Here is a 21,944-nt window from a genome sequence, read left to right on the forward strand (position 1 = left end):
ATGTCCTCCTTTGTCCTATTCTCTTTATTCTAATGAAAAATGGATACGTTATCTTGCGCTTTCATTTAACTCCCTTATTTTAACAGAGCAACCCTATCCATAGTCATCTCCCAAAACTTTTCAATTATTGAATCATTTCGTTATCTTGCTTTTATATTATCAATATGTTTGTATATCACCCCTTTCTTGTATACTAAAAACAGAGGTGATATGTTGAATCCAAAAAAAGCAGATTTCCCGAATGAATATTGGAGAGCTATTATAGATTGTGATGCAGCATATGATGATCATTTTTTATACGGAGTAATTACGACGGGCATCTTTTGCAGGCCCTCCTGTAAATCCAGGGTGCCTAATAAGGAAAACGTGAAGATTTTCAAAAATGCCATGATGGCTTTGGAAGAAGATTTCCGGCCTTGTAAACGATGTAAGCCGGAAGGATTGAATTTGCCGACAGAAGAATGGGTTGAACAAATTGCCGAATGGATCGACACCCATTACAGCGAACCTCTCACACTGAACATATTGGCGGATATTTCCCACGGCAGCCCCTATCATTTACAACGATCATTCAAGCGTGTGAAGGGGATATCGCCCACTGAATACATCCAAAGCCTACGCCTTGAAAAAGCAACGTGGCTGCTGGAAAAGTCCGGACAGCCGATAAATGAAATAGGCTTGGCTGTCGGGTTCTCCAGTACACCCTATTTCATGACGCTATTCAAAAGGAAAATGGGGAATACTCCTTCAGAATATCGGAAAGCTTATCTCAAAACTCAAGCTTTGGAGCGTGAAGAAAGTGAAGAATGATAAAGAACAAACCATTGATTGGGCCATATTGCATTATGATAGGTGGCAGTTATATGTGGCCAAAACGGAAAAAGGGCTTTGCTATGTAGGCTCTCCCGGTCAAACGTACGGGGAACTGGAGTCTTGGCTACAAAAACGCTTTCCAAATGCGAGACTTTTTGAAAATGAAAAAGCATTAACACCCTATCTAAAAGAACTCCAAGAATATTTCGAAGGGACCAGGCAGACTTTCTCTCTTCCGACAGATGTAAAGGGCACGCCCTTTCAACAAGAAATTTGGGCAGCGCTGAATCAAATACCTTACGGAAAAACCTGTTCCTATTCCGATATTGCCCAAATCATCCAAAGACCTGCAGCTGTTCGGGCGGTCGGTACGGCCATTGGTGCCAATCCTGTTCTGATCACGGTACCATGTCATCGGGTTATCGGAAAAAACGGGAACATTACCGGTTACCGTGGAGGTACGGAGATGAAACAATATCTACTTCATTTGGAAGCGGAAATGAAAGTGTGAGTACAAACTGAACGCAAAAAAAAGCATCCGACCATACGGATGCTTTTTTGCCTTTGTTTTTTAGTACCAAATGGTCACAGCTTTATTATATGCATCACTATTAGGGATTGCATGTATCCCTTGGGCCTGTGCCTTACGCGGGTCATAATCATATACCATTGGTGTATAGCACGAGATCTGCCCTTTGTTCACAACACCATTGCCCCCAGAACTGGCACATGTATAGGCCTTACCATCAGTACTTCGGACAATCCTGGCGTCCGCTTCATGGTTGTATACGGCGGGGCGTGTCACGGTCACTTTTGCCCAAGCGGTTTTACAGACAGTGCTGAATTTCAATTCTACGTACGAATTTGAATCGATCCATTTTTTATCCTTCGTTACCGCCGAACTTGCACAACTATTATAGAATGGACTTTTTCCATCATAAGTATGTGTTTCGGCCAGAGCCTGATTTTTTCCAAACCCAAAGTCGACAAGAAACATCGACAGTGTCATCACCATGGATAAACCTATCATTTTAAGCTTTTTATTCAATTCATTCATCCTTTCTTTCCATAAAAATAGATGAAGGCTTTTCCTTTTTCATTAATACCAGCCGGTTTCACCTGCTGTATATGGCCAAAAAGCGACCGCTTTTGCTTTTCGCGGATCTAAATCATATACCATTGGTGTATAGCAAGTCGTTTGACCTTTATTTATTTCACCATTTCCTCCAGGAGATGCACAGCTGAATTGTTTATTATCAGTATTTCGAACAACCAATGCCGTTGCCTCCCCATCCATTTTAGCCGGTCTGCTAAGAGTTATCTTTGCCCAAGCCGTTTTGCATGTTGTGCTGAATTTCAACTCCAAATTGGCAGAGCCGCCGTTGGCATAAATTTTCACGGACTTCTTCGTGACTGCGCTATTCGCACAACTATTATAGTAAGGACTTTTTCCATCATAGGTGTGTGTTTCTGCTGATGCTTTGCTGGCAAAAAGATCAAGGGAGCCAAAAAGGACTAAAGAAGCTACAAAAAATGAAATGCTTAAAACCATTTTTTTCATTATTTCACTCATCCCCTTAACAAAATTTGTACACTGTTCATCTTACAATTTTGTAATATTCTTACAAGTGATAAATTCCCTAGTTCATGAAAAACTACATAAACCTTCTTTAACTTGCAGCCTGCCATCACTATTACAGTCTGGTATGTCTCGCTTTATCAACTGAATCACCACAGAGACAAAGTCAATATCCCTATGAGCAATTCAGGACAAATAAGGTAACAACTAAGGACATATGCGTATCAAACTGTGACAAAACGAGCCAATAGGCTGCGGTTCCCCGGAAAAGATACAGGTCGAAGTACTTAATCTTAAAAAAGCCCCGACAAAACTCGAATCGTTTTGTCGGGGCTTCATTTTCATTTAGCGAGGTTTTCCCTGATCAATCTAATGATGCTTTCATAATAGGAAAGATCATGCTGAACGAACTCATCCCGCCCAACAAACCGATCGATCGATCATCATCATACGGCCTTCGTGATTCATTTCAAATCCCTTAATATTCACTTTGTCCTCCGCTCCGGTCCATAGCCCTTCGAAGTCATTCAGCGCAACCTTCACCATTCCCTAAACCTCTTCTGGCTGCAGTGTGAAATCATCGAAGCTATGTGCACTTTCATATAGAAAGACGTTTGCCTGTTCTTTGTTGATGAAATCTTCTTGGAACCAACTCGTCAAAGGAAACGTCAATGCCTATTTCTTCTTTAATCTCCCTGAATCCGTCGTATACCGTTTCATGAGCGAGTAAATGGCCGGCAGCCGTAATATCCAGTAGATTCGGATAATCTTTTTTCATCGCACAGCGATGCTGAAGATATAGATAATCCACGTCCGCTTCCCTACTGAAAACCAACAGGCCAATGCCCTAATCTATGTACTTCCTCACTTGAAGCCACACCTGCTTGTATGCGATCGGAATCGAAAACTTTCAACAACTCAGTTTCCATGGAGCTTCACTACCAGCCCTTTTTTATAAAAAACTGCTTCACCCTTTTTCTTTTCTCCAATTCTTCGGGTTTAAATAACCTTTATATTTAGCAGCCACTTCTTTCCCGACCAAAAGCGCGCCTGCCCAAAACATGACTTCCGCAAAGACGATCGCACCTGTTATGACCCCCGCTTTAGCCGCAGTTGAAAATGGCGTAAAAGGAGCTACGACAGGAATGATCCAAGTGAGAAGGGAAATGATCAGGAATCCCATCCCTACTTTGTAAAACCTCGATTTCTTTACTTCCTTACTTTCTTTATCCAATTAAATAACCTCCGTCATGATGATTTTCATTTAATTACCTAGCCAGACATTCCAGTTTCAAATATACGATTGAATATATTCTTTTTTTTATACGTTCGAATGTTCATTTCGTTTCATAAATATGAGAAATAAAGAAATTCCATTTGAGAAAAGCTAAGGAAAACTAGTGCAGGTATTTGATGAGAGGTCATGATATCTATTAATGAATTGACTTTCCTATTCTTAATGGATTTAATAATCTTATACAAGCTATTCTTATAACACTTGCATGCAGGAAGGAAAATCCAATGTACATTGAATTCATTGCCACAACGATAGAAGATGCCATTTTAATCGGAGAATCCGGCGCAGACCGAATCGAGCTTGTCAGTTCTTTGGCCGAGGGGGGATTAACTCCCAGCCACGCCTTGATAGAAGCTGTCGTCCATTCAGTAAAGATACCAGTCAACGTGATGGTGAGGCCTCATAGCCAGTCGTTTTGTTATACTCAAAAAGATTTGGGAATTATGAAAAAGGATATCCAAATCATTCGTTCACTCGGTGCGAACGGGGTCGTATTGGGTGTATTAAATGAAAAAAATGAAATCAATCGACCTTACCTCGAAGAATTATTGTCGGTATGTGAAGGTTTGGAGATTACATTCCACCGAGCCATCGATGAAACAAACGACCCAGTCATTTCAGCTGAAACGCTGGCACAATATCCAGAAATCAAAACGATATTGACGTCAGGTGGGCATGGGGAATTCCCCAGCCGCATGAAAACGATTCAACAAATGAAAAGAGTCTGCGGCGACATAGCGATACTGGTTGGAAGCGGTCTAAATAAGGATAATATCCTTGCTATCCATTCCGAACTGCATACCGGTCACTATCATTTCGGTACGGCTGTTCGAAAAAACAACAGTATCATTGAAGGAGTTACATTAGAAAAAGCTAAGGAAATCGTAAACATGCTAAAGAAATAATGTCGGAAAGGGACCTCTTCTTTGGTCCCTTTTATGATGCAGATCTCTTTTTTTGTTAATAGACCGAGTCCTAAAACCAAAAAAATAATGCCGCACATAACTTCTTTGTTCCAATCGTTATAAGAAAAAGCGCCTCTAAAAACATTTCTTTAGAGTGCGGGTCTTGTTCCAATTACGACAGTGGCGTCCAGTTCTTCACACTTTACCACCCGTGGCATCACCCCGTATCTAGCAAAGATTTCTACGGTCTGCATCGCTTGCCGCTCACTGGTCTCGACTAACAAATGGGAGCCCGGTGCCAGCCAAAGTGTTGCCGAAGCCGCCACCCTTCTCTGGACATCAAGCCCGTCCGACCCGCCATCTAATGCCACCCTCGCCTCATGCATGCGCGCTTCATGGGGTAAAAGACCGATTCCCTCAGTAGGGACGTATGGTGCGTTTGCGACCAGTACGTCAACACGTCCCCGTAAATTGGCCGGAAGCGGTTCATAGAGGTCCCCTTCGTATACCTGACCATTGACTGAAGTGACGTTACGACGCGCGCACCGCACCGCGGCTGGGTCAATGTCGACGGCGTACAACTCGATTTCTTCGAGAACATCGCCCACAGCGGAGCCAACCGCGCCCGTGCCGCAGCACAAGTCCACCACAACTGCTCCTGGCATAGCGAGTGCTGCCGCTTGGCGGACTAAAAACTCGGTCCGTCTGCGGGGTACGAAGACTCCGAGGTCAACTTCTATCCGGATACCGCAGAATTCCGCCCAGCCGATGACGTGCTCAAGGGGTAAACCCGCTATCCGTCTATCCACCATCCCGGCCAATTCGGCCGTTGTCCCTGCTGCGATGATGAGCAACCGGGCCTCTTCCTCGGCGAAAACACAACCTGCGGCCCGAAGTTTAGTGACGATGCTTGTATAAATGGCATCTCCATTAAAAACAGCCACTTTACTTCCATCAACATCATTGATTTTCCCGAGGTTAAAGGCGGCATTCCTAAACTCCATAAGTTTCCCCCTATTCTCTATAAATCGGAATATTATAAATATTACCATAACTATAGTATACAGCTTCTTAAACTGCCTGTCCCTTTAGCCATAAAATAAGAAGGTTGCCGGAGCAACCTTCCATCTAATCTGGCGATTCAATTTTTGTTAGCGTCAGCAAAATGCCCCATCGCATCACACATGAATTTTGCTAAACCATCACCGTATTTGTCGATATTTTTGGTGAAGCGTTGATCATCCACGTACATTTGACCTAATCCTTTGAAAGCTTCCAGTGAGTATGTGCCGAAGTTATTGTTCAAACAATCATACCATTCTTTAATTAGCTCTTGTGCCTCCTCCGACTTGGGAGAGTCTTTTCGGATTGAAGCAAGTTTTATATAGATATCCGATACAATTTTCTGTGCATCCTTGGACATGCCCGCCACTTTAGCCTTCGATTCATCGACAGCTTTATCCCCCCAAAGCTTGCGGGCTTCTTCTTCATATGGATTCTGACTGAAGTCAAATCCTTCAAATTTTTCTTTATTTGTCATTTGAATTTCCCCTTTCATATGCTTAATCGATTTTTCGACCGTCTCAATTAATTTATCGAGCTGACTGCGTTTCTCCAGTAACATTTTTTGATGTTGCTTTAACGCATCTTGTTTATCAAACGAAGAGCTGCTTATCATTTGCTTTATTTCCTTTAACGGCATGCCAAGTTCCCTGAAAAACAGGATTTGCTGCAACATCTCAAGATTATCATTCGAATAAAGGCGATAACCTGAATCTGTTATTTCCTCTGGAGATAATAACCCGATTTCATCATAATAATGCAGTGTCCGCACACTAATGCCAACTAAATCGGCTAGCTCTTTCACTTTCATTGCCACTGCTTCTTACCTCCTTTCGATATCATTTACTTTAAGGTATTACGCAACGTCAGAGTCAAATGGAAAAATGAAAGTTTTCCGCCCAATTATAAAAGACGATCCTTCCTAATGAAGAATCGCATGTTAGTATAGAGTTCACTTTTTGTAAAAGCTTAGGATTAAAGCTAAATCTATGTATTAAATTTCCCCATTACTCGTGAATTTGACGCCTTAACTCGTGAATGTGTGCTTTTTACTCGTGAGTCTGACGCTTTTACTCGTGAATTTGCGCCTTTTACTCGTGAATTAAACCATTTTCATTCATGATGCGTTTACGCTGCATGAAAGTTAGCTTCCGATCTTGGCTTTACTTCTACCTCCAATGATCGGGAATGTTTAATGTGAGCGGTAATTTTGTCTTCGTATCACCTTTAGCCGAGTTAATCTGTGCTTGTGTGATGAAGAAACTCCCGGTGAGATCGGCACCGCTTAAATCAGCGTCCCTAAAGTCTGCACCGATAAGATCCGTCACTCTCATGTCAGCTTCTCTGAGGTCGGATGCGATAAGTAAAGCTCCTCTTAAGTTCGCTCCCCTAAGGTCAGCACCTCTCAACTTTGCACCGATAAGGTCACTTCCCCTCCCTATTTTGTTCTGTTTTTTCTGATTTTTATTTTTATTAAATGATACCTTTGCACGTACGAGTTCACTTGTGCGCAGAAGTAAATCATTAACGATCGCTCTATGAGCTGGTACATTCAGGTCCATGATGGACTTTGGACTTTGCTTAGTGAGATATTCCGTTTCTTCAAAAGCAGCCTGCAAATCTTGATAAAGAGGTTTCGCATCTTCTAAATTCAGTGCTTCATTTAAGTAACAAAGCATTTCATGAAGTTGTTGCATAATAGGAAACACATCGAACATTTCCTTTGCTGACGCTGGGTTGTCTCTCCAATCGTTTCCATCATATGTGAGTTGAGATACCTTTTGACCGGCACCGAAGCATTCATATACCGTGCAGCCCCTAAATCCCTTTGCTCTGAGATTTTCATGGATGCCGCAACGATAATCCGATTGCAGGTTTGAACATGGTGTACCTCCATTTTTATCAAATGAAAAATCTGCTGATTTTGCATAAGGCAAAGCTACACAGCACAAACCAAAACAATTCTCACAGTCTGCACGTAAATGATTAAGAATACTATCGTTATTCGTTAATTGATTAAACAATACTTACACTTCCTTCTATTAAATAAAACCAATCGTTTCATACTAGTAGATTTTTTTGTTTTCTTCTATAGAATTTAGTTCTTCCCATTCTTCAATTGAAAGTTTTTCAGTCATATGCTTATATGCATCAGGGACTTCTACCGAACACATGAGTTCGAGACTATTTCCATCCGGGTCATTGAAATAGACGGAAGCGTTTCCTTGGTTCGGCCGAACAAAAGGTTCAATCGATGTCCTTTTTCCAAAAGGGACCACTTCAATTTTTAGGGATTGGAGCCAAGTTAATGCATTTTTCATATTTTCATAAGATACCCGAAATGCGATATGCCTTATTGAAGGGTGGTATGGAGTTTGATATTCTTTCCCTTCCCATAATCCGACCCAGCTTTTGTTTTCTTCTATCCAAAAGAAGGCAGTATCTTCATCCCTCCAAGCTAGTTTCAAGCCTATTTTCTTATAAAAAACCATAGAGATGGCCAGGTTCTTGACGGGTAGATGGGCTTCATATAAACCTTCTATCATATTATATTATCCTTTCTCCTTTTAAGTAATGAAATCTTTTGCCGCGAAAATATCTTGAGATTATTTCTTCATCTCTTAAATCCTTTTCACTTTATGCGGTCTATTAATAGAAGAAAATGGATTTAAAGGTTCCTACTATAATGGTAGAACATTAGCTTTTGACCCGAATCCGCACTAATTTCCTCATTAATCGAAATCCGTTCAAAACCGTTTTTCACTAAAACCTTTTGGGAGGCAATATTGTCGCTTGTCGTTTTGGCTTGTATTTGAGTCACATTCAATTCCGGCGCCAGATTAACCAAAAGCCTTAAAGCTTCATTCGCTATCCCCTTTTGCGTAAACTTTTCACCGATTCTGTAACCGACATGAGCCGTACCATTAATGGGATCGATATCCACAAGGTTAATCCTGCCCACGATTATGCCTGAACCATCCTTAATTAAATAAAAAGAGGAGATGGCATCTTCTTGTTCTTTTAATAATTCCTTATGCCTGATCTCAAACGTTCCAAAACTATAATAATCATCTCCCCGGCCTGGCACCGTTTGCTCGAAAAACCTTCTATTATTGCATTCAAATGCAAATAACGCTTGTGCATCCTGTTCATTTAGCATGTGAATGTATATATCCATCATTCCTTCATCCTCTCAAAAAATGCTAAGTATATGCGACCTGATATATCATTCAAGAAAACCAAGGGATTATCCTCCCTGTTAAATGTATATAATGGAAGATTTGTACCTAGTTTGTTCCAGCCTCCTCTTTATTGTTCCCTCTAACCCAGTTCGTGAATAGAGATATATACATGAATTACTTGAAAAGTCAAAAATAAATTATTTTCTTCTGGTAAAAAATCAACGGATGATGTATCATAGTCTTCAGATATTTATTATTCTTATTTGGTTAATCGGAATTAGGAGGAATATATATGATTGGTTATGTGTTTTTAAATCTTGCCATAATGCTCGTTCTTTTAGGCGTTTTATTTTACATGAATAAGAAGCATGTTTCCTTTACAAAAAGGGTCTTTACTGGACTTGGTTTAGGGATCGTATTCGGACTTCTTTTGCAGTATTTCTATGAACCTCAGTCAGAAGCGATCGTTAAATCGGTCGATTGGTTTAACATTGTAGGTTCCGGCTATGTCAAGTTCCTGCAAATGATCGTCATGCCGCTTGTCTTCATTTCGATCTTATCAGCATTCACAAGATTGAAACTGACTAGCAATATTGGAAAGATCAGTGTCCTGATCATCGGAATCCTGCTTGGAACGACTGCGATTGCAGCAGCTGTCGGGATCACCTCGGCAACTGTATTCAATTTGGAGGCCGTTCAAATTGAGCAAGGGGAAGCGGAGTTAAGCCGCGGGGATCAAATATCGGAAACATACGGTACGATTCAGGATAAAACGATGCCGCAGCAAATCCTTGAATTGATTCCATCCAACCCGTTCCTTGATTTAACGGGAGCACGTCCGACATCAACGATTTCCGTTGTAATTTTTGCTGCATTTCTTGGGATTGCCTATTTAGGAGTCAAACGGAAGCAGCCTGAACATGCTGAATTTTTTGCTAAAATAGTAGATACATTGCACAGCATCATCATGCGTGTCGTAACATTGATCCTTCGTTTAACACCTTACGGGATCTTGGCGATCATGACGAAGACGGTAGCTACGAGTGATTTGGATGCCATCCTGAAATTGGGGAAATTCGTGGGAGCCTCTTATGTCGCCCTGATTGTCATGTTCCTCATCCATTTGCTATTGCTGATGCTTGCAGGATTGAACCCAATCGTATATTTAAGAAAAGCGTTCCCGGTATTATCGTTTGCCTTCACTTCAAGAACAAGTGCAGGAGCTCTTCCATTGAACATCCAAACACAGAAACAACTAGGGGTGTCGGAAGGTATTGCCAACTTTGCCGGATCCTTCGGCTTGTCGATCGGTCAAAACGGCTGTGCCGGAATCTATCCGGCCATGTTAGCGGTCATGATTGCTCCAACGGTTGGAATCAACCCACTGGAGCCTTCATTTATCGCCATGTTGATTGCCATCGTGGCCATTAGCTCTTTCGGGGTTGCAGGTGTAGGCGGAGGAGCAACATTCGCTGCCATCCTGGTATTATCCGCAATGAACTTGCCAATCGCCTTGGCCGGATTGTTGATTTCCGTCGAGCCATTGATCGATATGGGAAGAACGGCTGTGAATGTCAGCGGAAGCATGACTTCCGGTATTCTTACTAGTAAAATAACAGGCGACCTAGATAAGGAACAGTTCAGCGAAGAATCGTCTTTGAAAATTGAAGCTGAAATGTAAAAGAAAAAAGCATCGGACTTCCTGTATGGGAGGTTCGATGCTTTTTTTTATGTCGGTATCAAATTTATGTTAGCAGACACCCCCCAAACGGGGTATTGATCTCCATGCTTCATTTTAAGCACCGATGTAATTCATTTTAAATAAGTACATGCCAGATATTTTCTTGTTTCTTATATCTTCCCTTTATTTCTCCAACATCATCAATTGTAAGCGAATCAATGTTTTCAATGGGTGCTTTCCCTAATATCAGGTGTAATTTATTTATGTTTTTAATTCCATTGCCAACATGGGCAATAACAGGTTGTTGAATAAGAAAATCTTGGTTGTTCATTCTTACATTTATAAAGCTCTTATGTAAAAGTTTATCTTCTAATAGGATGATATTCATCGGGTCAAAGGATTCAGCAGTTATTTCCCCTTCAATATATAGATGAATTCCTGCTTGTTCATTAAACTCTTCAAATGCTTTTATTCTCTTTTCTATGGCAAAATTAACGACTTCCTCTGTTTCAGAACTTATCTTCACATCAGCTATTGAATCTTCCATATAGTCACCGGTATGCTGTTTTAATAGGTCATATAATGTTTCTTCTCTATCAAAAAAACTTTCCATCCAGCCTGGTGAAAGCTCCTCAAGTAACAAACACATAAACAAACCGGAACTATAACAACTACTTCTAATACTAGAAGTAGATTCATATTTGTTTATTAGTTGTTGTGCATACTTTTTTAAAACTGAATGGTAATCAAGCGGGCCTTTTTCGGAGTAAGCCCTTAATTCGACATACCACGCAGGTCCCTCAATGGTTTCAATCAATTTTTCATATGTTAGGTACTCTTCAACCTTAGCTGCTCTTTTTTCCCTTAGTGCAATGAAAGCATTAAGACATTGTTTCTTCTTAATTATGTTATTTTCCAACAACGCATGATAAAGATTTGTTCTTTCCTGATTTCGCAATTCCACATTTTCTTTTGACAACGGATATGTGATTCCCATCATTTCATCAGGAAACCGTTTTTCATCTTTAATATACTGATAGCCGTGAAATAATTCGTGAACCACTATTGAATACAAATCTTCATAATCCTCATACGAATCCATATTAACAATTGCAGTGGGATATTCTTCATACAAAATAATTGTGTCGCCAGTAAAATGTACATCCCACTTTAAAGTATGATATGCACAATGTGGATTGTTACTGAATTTGGGATGATTGAATAGATAAACATTTCTCTTATCATATAATGCATAAGCAACAAGTTCAAAACCCGACCAATAATTTTCCAACTTCGCTTTAACCAAGTCTTCAGCAATTCGATTAAGATGATGTGGCATTCTTTTCCTCCCGCCATTGTTTCAATTCGACTAAAAAAATAATATCATATATAATTTAACATAAATATCCAAATTTTTAATACACAAAAAACCACTGTAACTTATCAGCTCATGGGAGCTAATATTCTTACAGTGGCTTAACTGTGATTCATTTTTTAATTTGCCTTGCTGCGTAATGATTGGCCTGATAAGCCGATAGGGCTTGGAACATATACTGGACAGCTGCATATACCCCACATGCAAGAAGTATCCCTGCTAGTACATCCAATACAGCATGCTGTTTCGTAAATAGTGTGGAAAGGATAATCAGAGTTCCGAATGCAGTGACACTTGCATACTCCCATTTGTGCTGTTCTTTCCGCTTATGGGCGACGATCATCATGATGAATGTAGTCAGTACATGAATGCTGGGAAGACAGTTGACAGGTTGATCATGACTATAGACGATTCTCATTAAATGGGCAAAGATATCGTTGCCCACCACTTCTGGACGCGGGACTGTCGATTGCCAAAGGCAATATACAAGAAAACAGAGTAGTTTCCCCGATACCAAACTGCCTAATCCTACGAAATAGTGCTTTCGGTCAACAAAACAGTAGTAAATCAGCAATCCATAAATATACGGATACCAAAGTAAATAAGGAACGACAAATTCTTTAATAAAGGGAATCTCCCTATCTATTATAGTCGTAACATCGACAGCATGACCTGAAGATTGATTGATGATTGAATAGATGGAACTAGTAATCACCAAAAGTAATAAATAATATAACGGGTGAAAGGATAGTATGGAATTGTTTTTCATAGCTCGCTCCGGCTTTCAATATATTGGTTTTTTTCCAAAGATTATTATACAACATTTTTCACTAGATTAACTCTTTAATTGCTAAAGTTAATGATTCCCATGAACTAGTAAAATGGATATCTCTTACTTTTCACCAGACCAATAATACATAACGAAAGCCATGGCATGCTACCATGGCTTGAAACTGAAACTTCTATGCGAGAAGGCAAAAGCGATACCCACGCTTTCTCTAGATTTTGTTATGGCGTTTTTTCCATACAAACGTCAATGATATGAAGATGTAGATGCAAAGTGTAATGATCGTAACGATTATGGATGTCGTGAAAATGATTCCGATCAGGATCGTTATTAAAGCGATGATCGCAGCCCAAGTCGTATACGGGAACCATTTTACCGAATAGGCACTTGTTTTTTGGGACTGTTGTTTACGTGATTTCAAATGGGCGAAAGCTATGATCAACCAGATGAATAATACGGTATATCCCAGCGAACCCATTAGGAAATCGAAGGTCTTGCTTCCAGCAAATAAGGAAATCAGTACACCGCCATATAAAGCGGAAGTACACATTAATATTGCGGGAACAGGTACTTTCTTCTTGGATAAACGGGAAAAGATTTTCGGAATGCGACCATCCACGGCTTGTGTATACAGAACGCGGGATGAACCATACAACCCGGAGTTCATCGATGAAATGATCGCTAATAGAACAACGGCGTTCATAATATGGTCGGCACCAGGAATCCCAATCATTTGAAAGACCATTACAAACGGACTTTCCTGCACCCCGTTTACTTCGTTCCAAGGAATTAAGCTAACGATGATGAAAAAAGGAATGATATAGAAAGAAATGATCCTGATCAATGTACTGCGAACGGCTTTTGGAACCACTTTTTCAGGATTTTTCGTTTCAGCTAATGTGACCCCGATGATTTCCGTACCGCCATATGAATAGATTACCACCAGCATCGCCGTGATCAAACCTGTCGATCCATTCGGAAAGAAACCGCCATGCTCAGTCAAGTTAGAAAAACCGACGGCTGTATGATCACCAAAAGTAACGAGCAGCAACAATAATCCAGCCATGATGAACACAATGATGACGGTTATTTTAATTAAAGCAAGCCAGTACTCCGTTTCAGCAAAAACCTTAACCGACAGCAAGTTAACCGCAGTAACTAAAACCGAAACAGCTAATGCCAGTATCCAGATTGGATATCCCGGCAGCCAATATTGAAGGAAAATCGCCGCAACCACTGATTCGGCCGCGATATTCAATACCCACATTTTCCAATAGATCCAATCCAGGAAATAGGCAGGATACTTTCCTAAAATCGATTGGACCAAATCCCTGAATGTTCGTGCACCGCTATTGCGGACCGCCATTTCAGCTAAACCTTGCATGATGAATAATAGGATGATGCCCCCTATCAAGTACGCAATGATTACGGAAGGGCCTGCCATATCAATGGCTGAACTGCTTCCTTTAAATAAACCTGCCCCGATGGCACCGCCTAATGCCATCATCGTAATATGCCTTGAAGTCATTGTCCTCTGTAAATTCCGTTTGTCCGTCTCCATATCCTTACCTCCCAAAAATCAAAAAAAGCATATCGTCTCTTCCTTCATAATCAAATGAAGAAAGAGACGATATGCCTTAAGCTTACCGCGGTACCACTCTTATTGGCTCTTTTCTAGAACCCTGCTTTAAAAACCTTGTAACGAAGGTCAATCGTTAAAACAAAAGAATGGATAATTCCTATCTTTCGCTTTACCACTCCCAGGCAAGTTCAAAGTATCATTGGACTGCGTTGCACCAACCCGCAGCTCTCTTTACCGAATAATGTGCTTTTACTACTCCTGATCATTGCGTTTCAAAAATTAAATTATATCTGAATATTTTTAATAATATCCAATACTATACGGACTCGAAGTAAATTTGTCAATAACTTTCTTAGGATAATATTTCAAAAGAAACAATCATCGGAAATCGTGTTGAGCCAGCCATATGTAATCCGTAAAATACTATTTAAGATAAAGTTGATGCAAGTGCTTTACCCATATCTGTAATTAGGTTCAATAAGAAATGAATCATACGGTCTCCTTCCCCATCAAAGCAAAACCGTGGCTTTTTCATCATTAACCCCCGCTGGAATAACCAACAATTAACACAAGCCCAGGCTCTCCTTAACTTTTAAAACTCCATCCCTAACCATGATGCAGCCACCATCAGGACACCAACGACAATCACAATAACCGGTCCTACAACAATTAATCCAAATAGCAATGAGACTACTGCATCCATGAAGGTTCGAAAGAGTCCTGCTTTTCCCCTTTTATTCTGCTGCGTTAATAAGTCTTCAAGATGACCTACTTTTTGCTTCAGTTCCTGCAACTCCTGAATCACTTTTGTGTCTTGATCCATTAAATATCACCCCCTCTAATTAACAATAAGCGTTAATCCTATCATTAACATCCATTTTTAAAAAGTGAAATTTAACCTCGAAACCAACTCTATCATTCTATTTTCATCCATAAAAATTAAAACTATTTTTTCAAATTCTGTCATAAATGATACAATAACAAGGTTGAAATCAATCTATAGAACACGTGAGGTATCATATTTTTTATGAAAGCAATACGATTATTAAAGGGTTTTAACTTTTTATATTTTGGACTGCTTGCCATTTTCATTCCGTTTCTCCCAGTCTATCTGGCTGATCAAGGTTTGCGTCCAGCCCAAATCGGGTTCATCATCGGTACAGGAGGTTTTGTCACCCTCATCACCCAGCCTTTATGGGGAATGATCAGCGACAAAACAAGGACGATACGAAAAGTTCTGTTGTTACTCATCTTTTTCTCGAGCGTAATCGGTTATTTCCTCTATGATTCAAGCAGTTATCTTCAGCTCATCCTGTTTGCCATGCTGCTATATTTCTTTCTGATGCCGATCGATCCCCTGACGGAAAGCCTTAACTTTACGATGGCAGAGAAATCCGGGATCAGTTATGGTTCCATCCGGACATATGGTGCATTGGGTTATGCGGTCATATCGCTGATCACCGGCTATGTTATGTCATATTTCGGAGCGAACAGCCTGGCCTTTCTTTTTGCGGGCATAGGATTGATCAGTTTCATTATCAGCTGGATGATGCCTGATGCACCCGTTTCGGGAAAACCAGTCACCTTAAGCAGCCTGAAGCATTTTTTCAGCAATAAAGAGACGCTTCTCTTTCTGTTATTAGTCTTTATCTGTGCTGTTCCAGCAAGGATGAACGATACTTTCCTTGGAGTGTATATCCGGGAACTTGGAGGAAGTGCCAAGCTTGTAGGCTTGACCTGGTTCTTAGCGGCCGGAAGTGAAATCATTGTGTTCGCACTAAGCTTTTGGTGGCTTCGCAAGGGTAAGGAAATCATCATCATTTCGTTTGCAGCAGCGTTTTTCTTTATCCGTTATTTCATCTCTGCGTGGATTACCGATCCACAACTATTAGCTTATTTGCAAGTCATGCAGATATTGACTTTCCCGATTTTCTACTCGGCGGCCATCCAATATCTGTATCGGATCGTTCCGGTGGAATGGCGTGCCACAGGCCAGACCGTACTGGCGCTGCTATTCTTCGGGGTTTCGGGAATCATTGCTTCTTATATAGGCGGAGCCATATATGGGGCTTACGGCGGCAAGACCCTTTACCTGTTCATCTCCTCCATCTCCTTTATAGGAATGGTATTTGCCCTGGTTCTTTATCGGATTTACGGCAAGAGGCTCGATACCGCAGAGGAAGCCGTATAATCAAAAAAATCGTATAAAAAAGAGCATGTTTTGATCAAAACATGCTCTTTTTGCATTCCGTTAGCGAAATAAAGGGGCAACCGTTAACATTAGCACAGAGAAGCAAAGCAGTATAGTAGTTGTCCTGTTTGAGAGTTTTACTTGTCCACCATTTTTATAGAACCCTGAAAATTGAAGCCGGTTTTTATAGAGTACATAAAGTAATGGGAAAATTGCCATACCAACAATCCATCCGCCTGCGGTATTCTCTACGGTTATACCAAAAATCGCATAGATTGAATTAATGATGAACCCCATTATCATTCCAATAACGAAAATAATGGTGATTATACGGAATAATTCTAAGATAACTCTTAACATCATTTCACCTGCCTTTTTCCCGTTATCCATAAAAAAAAGGCTGCAATCAGCAACCTTGAATGAACTTTACAGGATGGGATATTTACCTAAATATAGCAAACTTTCCTCTATTGGTAAATAGACGCTCTTTACTGCTCTTCTTGAACGAGCGAATGTTTAAATGCGTAAATCACTGCTTGCGTGCGGTCCTGTACGGCAAGCTTACTTAATATATTGCTGACATGCACTTTGGCTGTTTTCAGGGCTATGTATAGTTCATCCGCAATTTCCTGATTCGTTTTCCCTTGTGTCATCAGCAGCAAAATTTCCATTTCTCGGTTTGTCAATTGATCATGAGGCTGGGTAATCTTTGGGCGACGTAACTTCTCCATCATTTTTCCCGTCACTTCAGGTTCAAGTACGCTTTGTCCCTGGAAAGTGGAACGGACGGCTCTCGCAATCTCGCTGGCCTTTGATGTTTTCAACATATAGCTCGTCGCTCCGGCTTCCAATGCCGGGTACACTTTTTCATCATCCAGGAAGCTTGTCACAATGATGATCTTTGCTTCAGGCCATTTTTCGATAATTCGTTTCGTCGCTTCTATGCCGTCCATTTCCGGCATCACTAAATCCATCAAAATGATATCCGGACGCAATTCCAATGCCAGTTCGACAGCTTTCAAGCCATTGTCCGCTTCCCCGATCACTTCGATATCCGGCTGTGCAGATAAATAAGCCGATACCCCTATCCTTACCATTTCATGGTCATCGACAAATAATACTTTAATCATCATGATCACCTCCAGCATTTAATAATGGGATTTTCACTTCAAGTTTCGTTCCTTTATTCGGAACGCTTACAAGTTGCATCGTCCCGCCTAATTCAACAGCCCGTTCATGCATGTTTTGCAGACCATATGATCCCGTTTTTGACTCCTCGACGTTAAAGCCGATGCCGTCATCCGTTATCCGTAAAATGATCAGCCCATCACGAACGATCAATAGCACTTCAAGCGAGCTCGCTTTTGCATGTCTCAGTGTATTGGAAATCGATTCTTGTAAAATCCGAAACAGATGGTCCTCAATCCCCTTATCCAGAGTGACGGGCTCCATCTTCCAATTTATATCCATCGTCACTTTTTGGGCCAATTCCAAAAGAAGCTCCTTCATTCCTTCATGTAAAGATTTTCCCTTTAATGCAACAGGCCTCAAGTGAAGCAATAACGCCCTCATCTCAAGCTGGGATTGATGGATCATTTCTTCCACTACCTTGAATTGTTTCATTTCCGTTTTTTCCATATCGGATTGTGACTCAGTGATGGCCGACATGAACATCGAAGCGGCAAACAATTGCTGGCTCACTGAATCATGCAGTTCCCGCGCCAAACGGTTTCGTTCCTGGGAAACGATTTCCTGAATCTGTTTCTCCTGATCAATGGCCTTTTCATTCGCCATTTTTTGTGATAATTTTGTCTGTTCATTGATTTGCTTATGGATTAGATGCATCCTTTCCACCATTTTAGCCATCTCTTGGACCGGATACGTCTCCTGTTGCGAAGGTAAGCGGCCCTGTTCAAGTAAGTACAGCCCTTCATCCACCCTTTCCAGCTGCCTCTTCCAAAACATTCCCGAAACGACTCCATAAATCAGCCCTACCGTCATGACCAGACTTGGCAGGAATATGACGAAGGGTAAGCCCATGACCACTTTCTCCCACAATAAGCTCCAGTCGGATAAAGGAAAGATGAAGAAAACCGCCGCCGGCAAGGCAAGGGAAAGAACGAAAGCAACACCAAGGGCAGTCAATATCTGCCGTGTCAGTATACTCATATCCGCTTCACCTCTAAATCCCCAACTAAGATTGAAGTGATGATATGAACCTTTTGATCCGTTTCATTGAACCCTTCCGTTTGGTAGGAATAAATTTGATTAAAGACCCTGGATTCAGGCTTATTTTCAAAAATCCTCGCTCTGCCTGCAATGACAGAATGATGGACCCTGATTTCGATGCCATATGGTACGAGAACAGTGATATTGCCAATGATATTCCTGATGGAAATGACAGCGTCGCCTTTCGGTAAAATCGTTTTGCTTAAATCGATAACCGTATCACCGACCCCGCCCTGAACATTCACGGAATTCCATTCATATACTTGCTCGGCCGTCTGTTGATGACCGAAAAACTTATTTTTAAAAAGGTACTCGGTTTTCAGCAATTGTTCCTTATTGATCTTTTCTTCGTCCGAATCATCATTGATTAAAATGGGACTGACCCAATCAGGATTCTTTTTAGACTGATAATATAAAAACAAAAGATAAATGAGGATCGCCATTAGGAAAAATTTAAAGACGAACATATTCAAGACATTGATGATAAGCGAAATCAACCCTATAAAAAATAGGATTTTCCCGATTGTCCGTTTTGTGAATTTCCTGCCTAAATAGATGCATCCTATTGAAAAAGCGAAGGAAAAAAGGAGACCTCCACCCTTAAATGCAATCTCTAAAAAAATCAGGACGACTCCGATGAGAAGTATCCATCCCATATAGTCCGTCTTCATCTTGTTCAACATCGGTTCGCCTCCCCTTTATATGATCACGATATTCTTAAAAGGCACAGGAACCCGTGCCTTTTAAGAATACCATGAAATTATCATGTTCTGACAGCCCGTTTTCCCCCGCCCTCCATTCCAAAAGGTCAGGGGATAACAGCGATGCCTAAAAAAAACTTTACGCTTCTTTCTGTTCCAATTCTTTTTCAAGCTGGACAATCCTGGCATCGATCGTATGCCGATTATAATCAGTATGGACCTGGTGCTCGATGCGATCGATATAATGCTCCATTTCTTCAAACATCGCTACCGGTTTGGCTTCGGATCTGCCCCCATCCAAAACCCGATTGATCCGGTTGTTTGCCCGGGCAATATTTTCCCTGCCCATCAGCTCCAGACGCTTTAGATGCATATCCTTCAGCTTATGCTTCATTTCTTCATATTTCCGCTCCAGTTCAGCCAACTGAACCTCTGCACTTTTATGCGCCTCCTTCAAACTTAGCGCTCGCTCTTCATAGTGCAGGCTTTCCTTTACAGCAAACTCCATTAAATCCGTTTCTCCCGACTGCTTGGCAATCTCAGCCTGATGCTTACGTTTTTCAGCCAGATTTTGCGCTTGATTATATTCACGCGTAAACTCTTCTTTCAAAAGATATTGACGTTCAAGCAGCTTACCGACCTTTTCCGCCTCCTGCTCACATTGACGCAAATATTGATTTAACATTCCAATTGGATTTTTTTGCTCCTTTTTATCCAACAAGTCGTGAAAATCCGCTGAAATCGTTTGTTTCATTCTTGAAAATAAATTACCCATTCCAATTACATCCCTTCTATTAGTTCTTATTCAACTCTTTCCACTCTCTTTCAAAATTTGAGAATGGGTCATTTTCTTTCGATGATGCACTTTCATCATTTTCATTCCATTTTTTATAGACTAGGTAAAGAACATAAGCTGCCACCAATCCCAATATTGCCGGGATATGGGAAATAGAAATGATCAGCACGATAATGGAGACGGACCCCCATGCAATCTTGGCCCCTGTCGATTCGGACTTCATGAACTGCTTGAATCCAAAGTATAGGATCGCCAAGCAAATCGCCAGACTGATCAATGGACCAACATTCGCCAGTAAAAAAAATAAGGCGATCAGTCCTACAATAAATAAACCAAATTTCTTCATTGTTTTCGTCCTCCTTTCCTTGTTTATATCTTATCTACTTTTACAACTTCGTATAATGAGCCTTAGCTATATTTTCTAGTAAGACTTAAGGCGTAGACGCTGTAAGTCCCACGCTAATGAGGGCGTTTTGATCATGTGTTTGAGTGCTTTACTCGTGAGTTTTGGCGTTTAATCGTGAATTCTGCCGGCTTACTCGTGAGTTTGGGCGGTTTACTCGTGAATTCCGCGCCTTTACTCGTGAATTTGGCGTTTACTCGTGAATTCTGCCGGTTTACTCGTGAGTTTGGTCGAATTACTCGTGAATTCCGCGCCTTTACTCGTGAGTTTTGGCGTTTAATCGTGAATTCTGCGCCTTTACTCGTGAATTCTGCCGGTTTAATCGTGAATTCTGCGCCTTTACTCGTGAGTTTGGTCGGTTTACTCGTGAATTCCGCCGGTTTACTCGTGAATTCTGCCGGTTTACTCGTGAATTCCGCCGGTTTAATCGTGAGTTTGGCGTTTACTCGTGGGTTCTGCTGGTTTACTCGTGAATTTTTCGGTTTTACTCGTGAGTTTGGCGTTTACTCGTGAATTCTGCTGGTTTACTCGTGAATTCTGCCCCTTTACTCGTGAGTTTGGGTGGTTTATTCGTGAATTCTGCGCCTTTACTCGTGAGTTTGGTCGGTTTACTCGTGAATTCCGCCGGTTTACTCGTGAATTTAGTGTTTTTGTGATGAATGCTTAATGCTGTAAAGCCTTGAATATAAAAAAATCTTCCGATATAACCGGAAGATTGGTGAATTGCTATTATCATTACAAATACAAGCCTTCGACGTAAACTGAGGTGATGGTTTGAGCAATTTCTTCGACAGAACTTTGATGTTCGTTTCGGACAATTTCCCATAGATACATTTCATTTGTGAAAAACCACCCTCTTGCCACTAGCTCATGGTTTAGTTCAGCTCTTGCCAGCCCATTTTGCTGTGCATAGTCGACGTCCTTTGAAATTCGCTGAATGAACTTCATGCGGATCGCTTTCCATTTATCTGAAATAATGGTTGAGATCCCAATGGCCTGTTCGAAAACTTGCATCATATTGCGTTCAGCTTCTGCCATTTTCAAAAAAGCATTAGCTTGTCTGTTTATGATATGTTTTGCTTCGTCTTTTGATTTTGGAAAGAAAGAGGTCTCGGCAATTTCATAAAATTGCTCCATTACATTTTCCATTAATACAATTAACAGATCCTCTTTTCCTTTAAAATGAACATAGGCCGTTCCGTATCCAATGTTTGCCCTTTTGATCATTTGGGAAATAAGCGCAGCTTGATAACCTTCTTCAAGAAATGTTTCCTTTGCAGCTTCTAATAACTTTTGCCGTGTCATGATCGAGCGTAAATGCCGTTTATCCCCTACTTTGCCATTCTCCATGCTTATTCCTC

Annotated in this window: 28 protein-coding genes and 1 other annotated feature; of the genes, 6 read left to right on the plus strand and 22 right to left on the minus strand. The window is 40.9% G+C overall.

The window, feature by feature from the left end:
- Positions 1–213: 213 nt before the first annotated feature.
- Both AC3ISB_RS21570 and AC3ISB_RS21575 read left to right on the plus strand, forming a co-directional pair.
- Entirely contained in the window at positions 214–810 is a 597-nt protein-coding gene (locus AC3ISB_RS21570; RefSeq protein WP_489276988.1) for a bifunctional transcriptional activator/DNA repair enzyme AdaA, read from the plus strand.
- On the plus strand, positions 800–1,324 hold the full coding sequence (locus tag AC3ISB_RS21575) for a methylated-DNA--[protein]-cysteine S-methyltransferase (RefSeq protein WP_144549054.1): 525 nt from the start codon (positions 800–802) through the stop codon (positions 1,322–1,324). Before AC3ISB_RS21570 ends, AC3ISB_RS21575 begins: the two co-directional genes overlap by 11 nt.
- A gap of 60 nt (positions 1,325–1,384) precedes the next feature.
- Here the strand turns inward: AC3ISB_RS21575 and AC3ISB_RS21580 are convergent, their stop codons facing one another.
- From AC3ISB_RS21580 to AC3ISB_RS21600, 5 genes are all read right to left on the minus strand, one after another.
- Positions 1,385–1,828 carry a DUF2690 domain-containing protein gene (locus AC3ISB_RS21580; RefSeq protein ID WP_181762279.1) on the minus strand — a complete coding sequence of 148 codons (444 nt, stop codon included), beginning with the start codon at positions 1,826–1,828 and terminating at the stop codon, positions 1,385–1,387.
- A gap of 84 nt (positions 1,829–1,912) precedes the next feature.
- A complete protein-coding gene (locus tag AC3ISB_RS21585) occupies positions 1,913–2,386 on the minus strand; it encodes a YjfA family protein (protein ID WP_141994032.1) in 474 nt (157 codons plus the stop codon).
- Positions 2,387–2,803: 417 nt separating this feature from the next.
- Entirely contained in the window at positions 2,804–2,938 is a 135-nt protein-coding gene (locus tag AC3ISB_RS21590; protein WP_489274229.1) for a hypothetical protein, read from the minus strand.
- Between the two features lie 52 nt (positions 2,939–2,990).
- Positions 2,991–3,203, minus strand: a complete 213-nt coding sequence (locus AC3ISB_RS21595) for an NUDIX hydrolase (protein ID WP_489274231.1) — start codon at positions 3,201–3,203, stop codon at positions 2,991–2,993.
- A gap of 156 nt (positions 3,204–3,359) precedes the next feature.
- Entirely contained in the window at positions 3,360–3,626 is a 267-nt protein-coding gene (locus AC3ISB_RS21600) for a transporter suffix domain-containing protein (protein ID WP_309487140.1), read from the minus strand.
- 287 nt (positions 3,627–3,913) lie between these two features.
- Here AC3ISB_RS21600 and AC3ISB_RS21605 point away from each other — a divergent pair, with 287 nt between their 5' ends.
- The gene (locus AC3ISB_RS21605) at positions 3,914–4,594 is read left to right on the plus strand and encodes a copper homeostasis protein CutC (protein WP_489274233.1); all 681 of its coding nucleotides are present in this window, start codon (positions 3,914–3,916) and stop codon (positions 4,592–4,594) included.
- 149 nt (positions 4,595–4,743) lie between these two features.
- Here the strand turns inward: AC3ISB_RS21605 and AC3ISB_RS21610 are convergent, their stop codons facing one another.
- The 5 genes from AC3ISB_RS21610 to AC3ISB_RS21630 form a co-directional block, all read right to left on the minus strand.
- Positions 4,744–5,598, minus strand: coding sequence for a putative protein N(5)-glutamine methyltransferase (locus AC3ISB_RS21610; RefSeq protein WP_339200635.1), 855 nt, complete (start codon positions 5,596–5,598; stop codon positions 4,744–4,746).
- 137 nt (positions 5,599–5,735) lie between these two features.
- Positions 5,736–6,473, minus strand: a complete 738-nt coding sequence (locus AC3ISB_RS21615) for a MerR family transcriptional regulator (protein ID WP_489274235.1) — start codon at positions 6,471–6,473, stop codon at positions 5,736–5,738.
- A gap of 352 nt (positions 6,474–6,825) precedes the next feature.
- Complete coding sequence (locus AC3ISB_RS21620) at positions 6,826–7,680, minus strand: pentapeptide repeat-containing protein (RefSeq protein WP_489274236.1); 855 nt, start codon at positions 7,678–7,680, stop codon at positions 6,826–6,828.
- A gap of 42 nt (positions 7,681–7,722) precedes the next feature.
- Complete coding sequence (locus AC3ISB_RS21625; RefSeq protein WP_144549048.1) at positions 7,723–8,202, minus strand: VOC family protein; 480 nt, start codon at positions 8,200–8,202, stop codon at positions 7,723–7,725.
- A 122-nt stretch (positions 8,203–8,324) separates the two neighbouring features.
- On the minus strand, positions 8,325–8,834 hold the full coding sequence (locus tag AC3ISB_RS21630) for a GNAT family N-acetyltransferase (protein WP_489276990.1): 510 nt from the start codon (positions 8,832–8,834) through the stop codon (positions 8,325–8,327).
- A gap of 296 nt (positions 8,835–9,130) precedes the next feature.
- Between AC3ISB_RS21630 and AC3ISB_RS21635 the strand changes: the two genes are divergently transcribed.
- Positions 9,131–10,519, plus strand: coding sequence for an L-cystine transporter (locus tag AC3ISB_RS21635; RefSeq protein ID WP_144528202.1), 1,389 nt, complete (start codon positions 9,131–9,133; stop codon positions 10,517–10,519).
- A gap of 136 nt (positions 10,520–10,655) precedes the next feature.
- Here AC3ISB_RS21635 and AC3ISB_RS21640 read toward each other — a convergent pair whose 3' ends face one another.
- From AC3ISB_RS21640 to AC3ISB_RS21655, 4 genes are all read right to left on the minus strand, one after another.
- On the minus strand, positions 10,656–11,858 hold the full coding sequence (locus AC3ISB_RS21640) for a hypothetical protein (protein ID WP_489274239.1): 1,203 nt from the start codon (positions 11,856–11,858) through the stop codon (positions 10,656–10,658).
- Between the two features lie 148 nt (positions 11,859–12,006).
- The gene (locus AC3ISB_RS21645; protein WP_098373721.1) at positions 12,007–12,663 is read right to left on the minus strand and encodes a phosphatase PAP2 family protein; all 657 of its coding nucleotides are present in this window, start codon (positions 12,661–12,663) and stop codon (positions 12,007–12,009) included.
- A gap of 229 nt (positions 12,664–12,892) precedes the next feature.
- A complete protein-coding gene (locus AC3ISB_RS21650) occupies positions 12,893–14,242 on the minus strand; it encodes an amino acid permease (protein ID WP_141994023.1) in 1,350 nt (449 codons plus the stop codon).
- 59 nt (positions 14,243–14,301) lie between these two features.
- Positions 14,302–14,538, minus strand: a binding site (T-box leader).
- A 317-nt stretch (positions 14,539–14,855) separates the two neighbouring features.
- Complete coding sequence (locus tag AC3ISB_RS21655; protein ID WP_480339738.1) at positions 14,856–15,086, minus strand: hypothetical protein; 231 nt, start codon at positions 15,084–15,086, stop codon at positions 14,856–14,858.
- A 204-nt stretch (positions 15,087–15,290) separates the two neighbouring features.
- On the opposite strand from AC3ISB_RS21655, the gene AC3ISB_RS21660 reads away from it, so the two are divergent.
- Positions 15,291–16,454: an MFS transporter gene (locus tag AC3ISB_RS21660; RefSeq protein WP_144528205.1), complete on the plus strand. Its 1,164-nt coding sequence runs from the start codon at positions 15,291–15,293 to the stop codon at positions 16,452–16,454.
- Positions 16,455–16,514: 60 nt separating this feature from the next.
- Here AC3ISB_RS21660 and AC3ISB_RS21665 read toward each other — a convergent pair whose 3' ends face one another.
- From AC3ISB_RS21665 to AC3ISB_RS21690, 6 genes are all read right to left on the minus strand, one after another.
- The gene (locus tag AC3ISB_RS21665; RefSeq protein ID WP_352925267.1) at positions 16,515–16,844 is read right to left on the minus strand and encodes a hypothetical protein; all 330 of its coding nucleotides are present in this window, start codon (positions 16,842–16,844) and stop codon (positions 16,515–16,517) included.
- A gap of 98 nt (positions 16,845–16,942) precedes the next feature.
- Complete coding sequence (locus tag AC3ISB_RS21670) at positions 16,943–17,584, minus strand: response regulator transcription factor (protein WP_144528334.1); 642 nt, start codon at positions 17,582–17,584, stop codon at positions 16,943–16,945.
- On the minus strand, positions 17,577–18,623 hold the full coding sequence (locus tag AC3ISB_RS21675) for a sensor histidine kinase (RefSeq protein ID WP_098373726.1): 1,047 nt from the start codon (positions 18,621–18,623) through the stop codon (positions 17,577–17,579). The genes AC3ISB_RS21670 and AC3ISB_RS21675 overlap by 8 nt, the downstream gene beginning before the upstream one ends.
- Positions 18,620–19,366 carry a cell wall-active antibiotics response protein LiaF gene (liaF, locus tag AC3ISB_RS21680; protein ID WP_480339737.1) on the minus strand — a complete coding sequence of 249 codons (747 nt, stop codon included), beginning with the start codon at positions 19,364–19,366 and terminating at the stop codon, positions 18,620–18,622. The genes AC3ISB_RS21675 and liaF overlap by 4 nt, the downstream gene beginning before the upstream one ends.
- Positions 19,367–19,523: 157 nt before the next feature.
- Positions 19,524–20,159 carry a PspA/IM30 family protein gene (locus tag AC3ISB_RS21685; RefSeq protein ID WP_098373728.1) on the minus strand — a complete coding sequence of 212 codons (636 nt, stop codon included), beginning with the start codon at positions 20,157–20,159 and terminating at the stop codon, positions 19,524–19,526.
- 19 nt (positions 20,160–20,178) lie between these two features.
- Complete coding sequence (locus tag AC3ISB_RS21690; RefSeq protein ID WP_098373729.1) at positions 20,179–20,526, minus strand: lmo0954 family membrane protein; 348 nt, start codon at positions 20,524–20,526, stop codon at positions 20,179–20,181.
- 135 nt (positions 20,527–20,661) lie between these two features.
- On the opposite strand from AC3ISB_RS21690, the gene AC3ISB_RS21695 reads away from it, so the two are divergent.
- Positions 20,662–21,096, plus strand: coding sequence for a hypothetical protein (locus tag AC3ISB_RS21695; RefSeq protein ID WP_489274244.1), 435 nt, complete (start codon positions 20,662–20,664; stop codon positions 21,094–21,096).
- Here the strand turns inward: AC3ISB_RS21695 and AC3ISB_RS21700 are convergent.
- Both AC3ISB_RS21700 and AC3ISB_RS21705 read right to left on the minus strand, forming a co-directional pair.
- Positions 21,068–21,319, minus strand: coding sequence for a hypothetical protein (locus AC3ISB_RS21700; protein ID WP_489274246.1), 252 nt, complete (start codon positions 21,317–21,319; stop codon positions 21,068–21,070). The two genes, AC3ISB_RS21695 and AC3ISB_RS21700, sit on opposite strands and share 29 nt — an antisense overlap.
- Positions 21,319–21,933, minus strand: coding sequence for a TetR/AcrR family transcriptional regulator (locus tag AC3ISB_RS21705; RefSeq protein ID WP_141994511.1), 615 nt, complete (start codon positions 21,931–21,933; stop codon positions 21,319–21,321). Before AC3ISB_RS21705 ends, AC3ISB_RS21700 begins: the two co-directional genes overlap by 1 nt.
- Positions 21,934–21,944 lie beyond the last annotated feature (11 nt).

The sequence above is a fragment of the Peribacillus sp. GL_122 genome, from assembly GCF_057835005.1.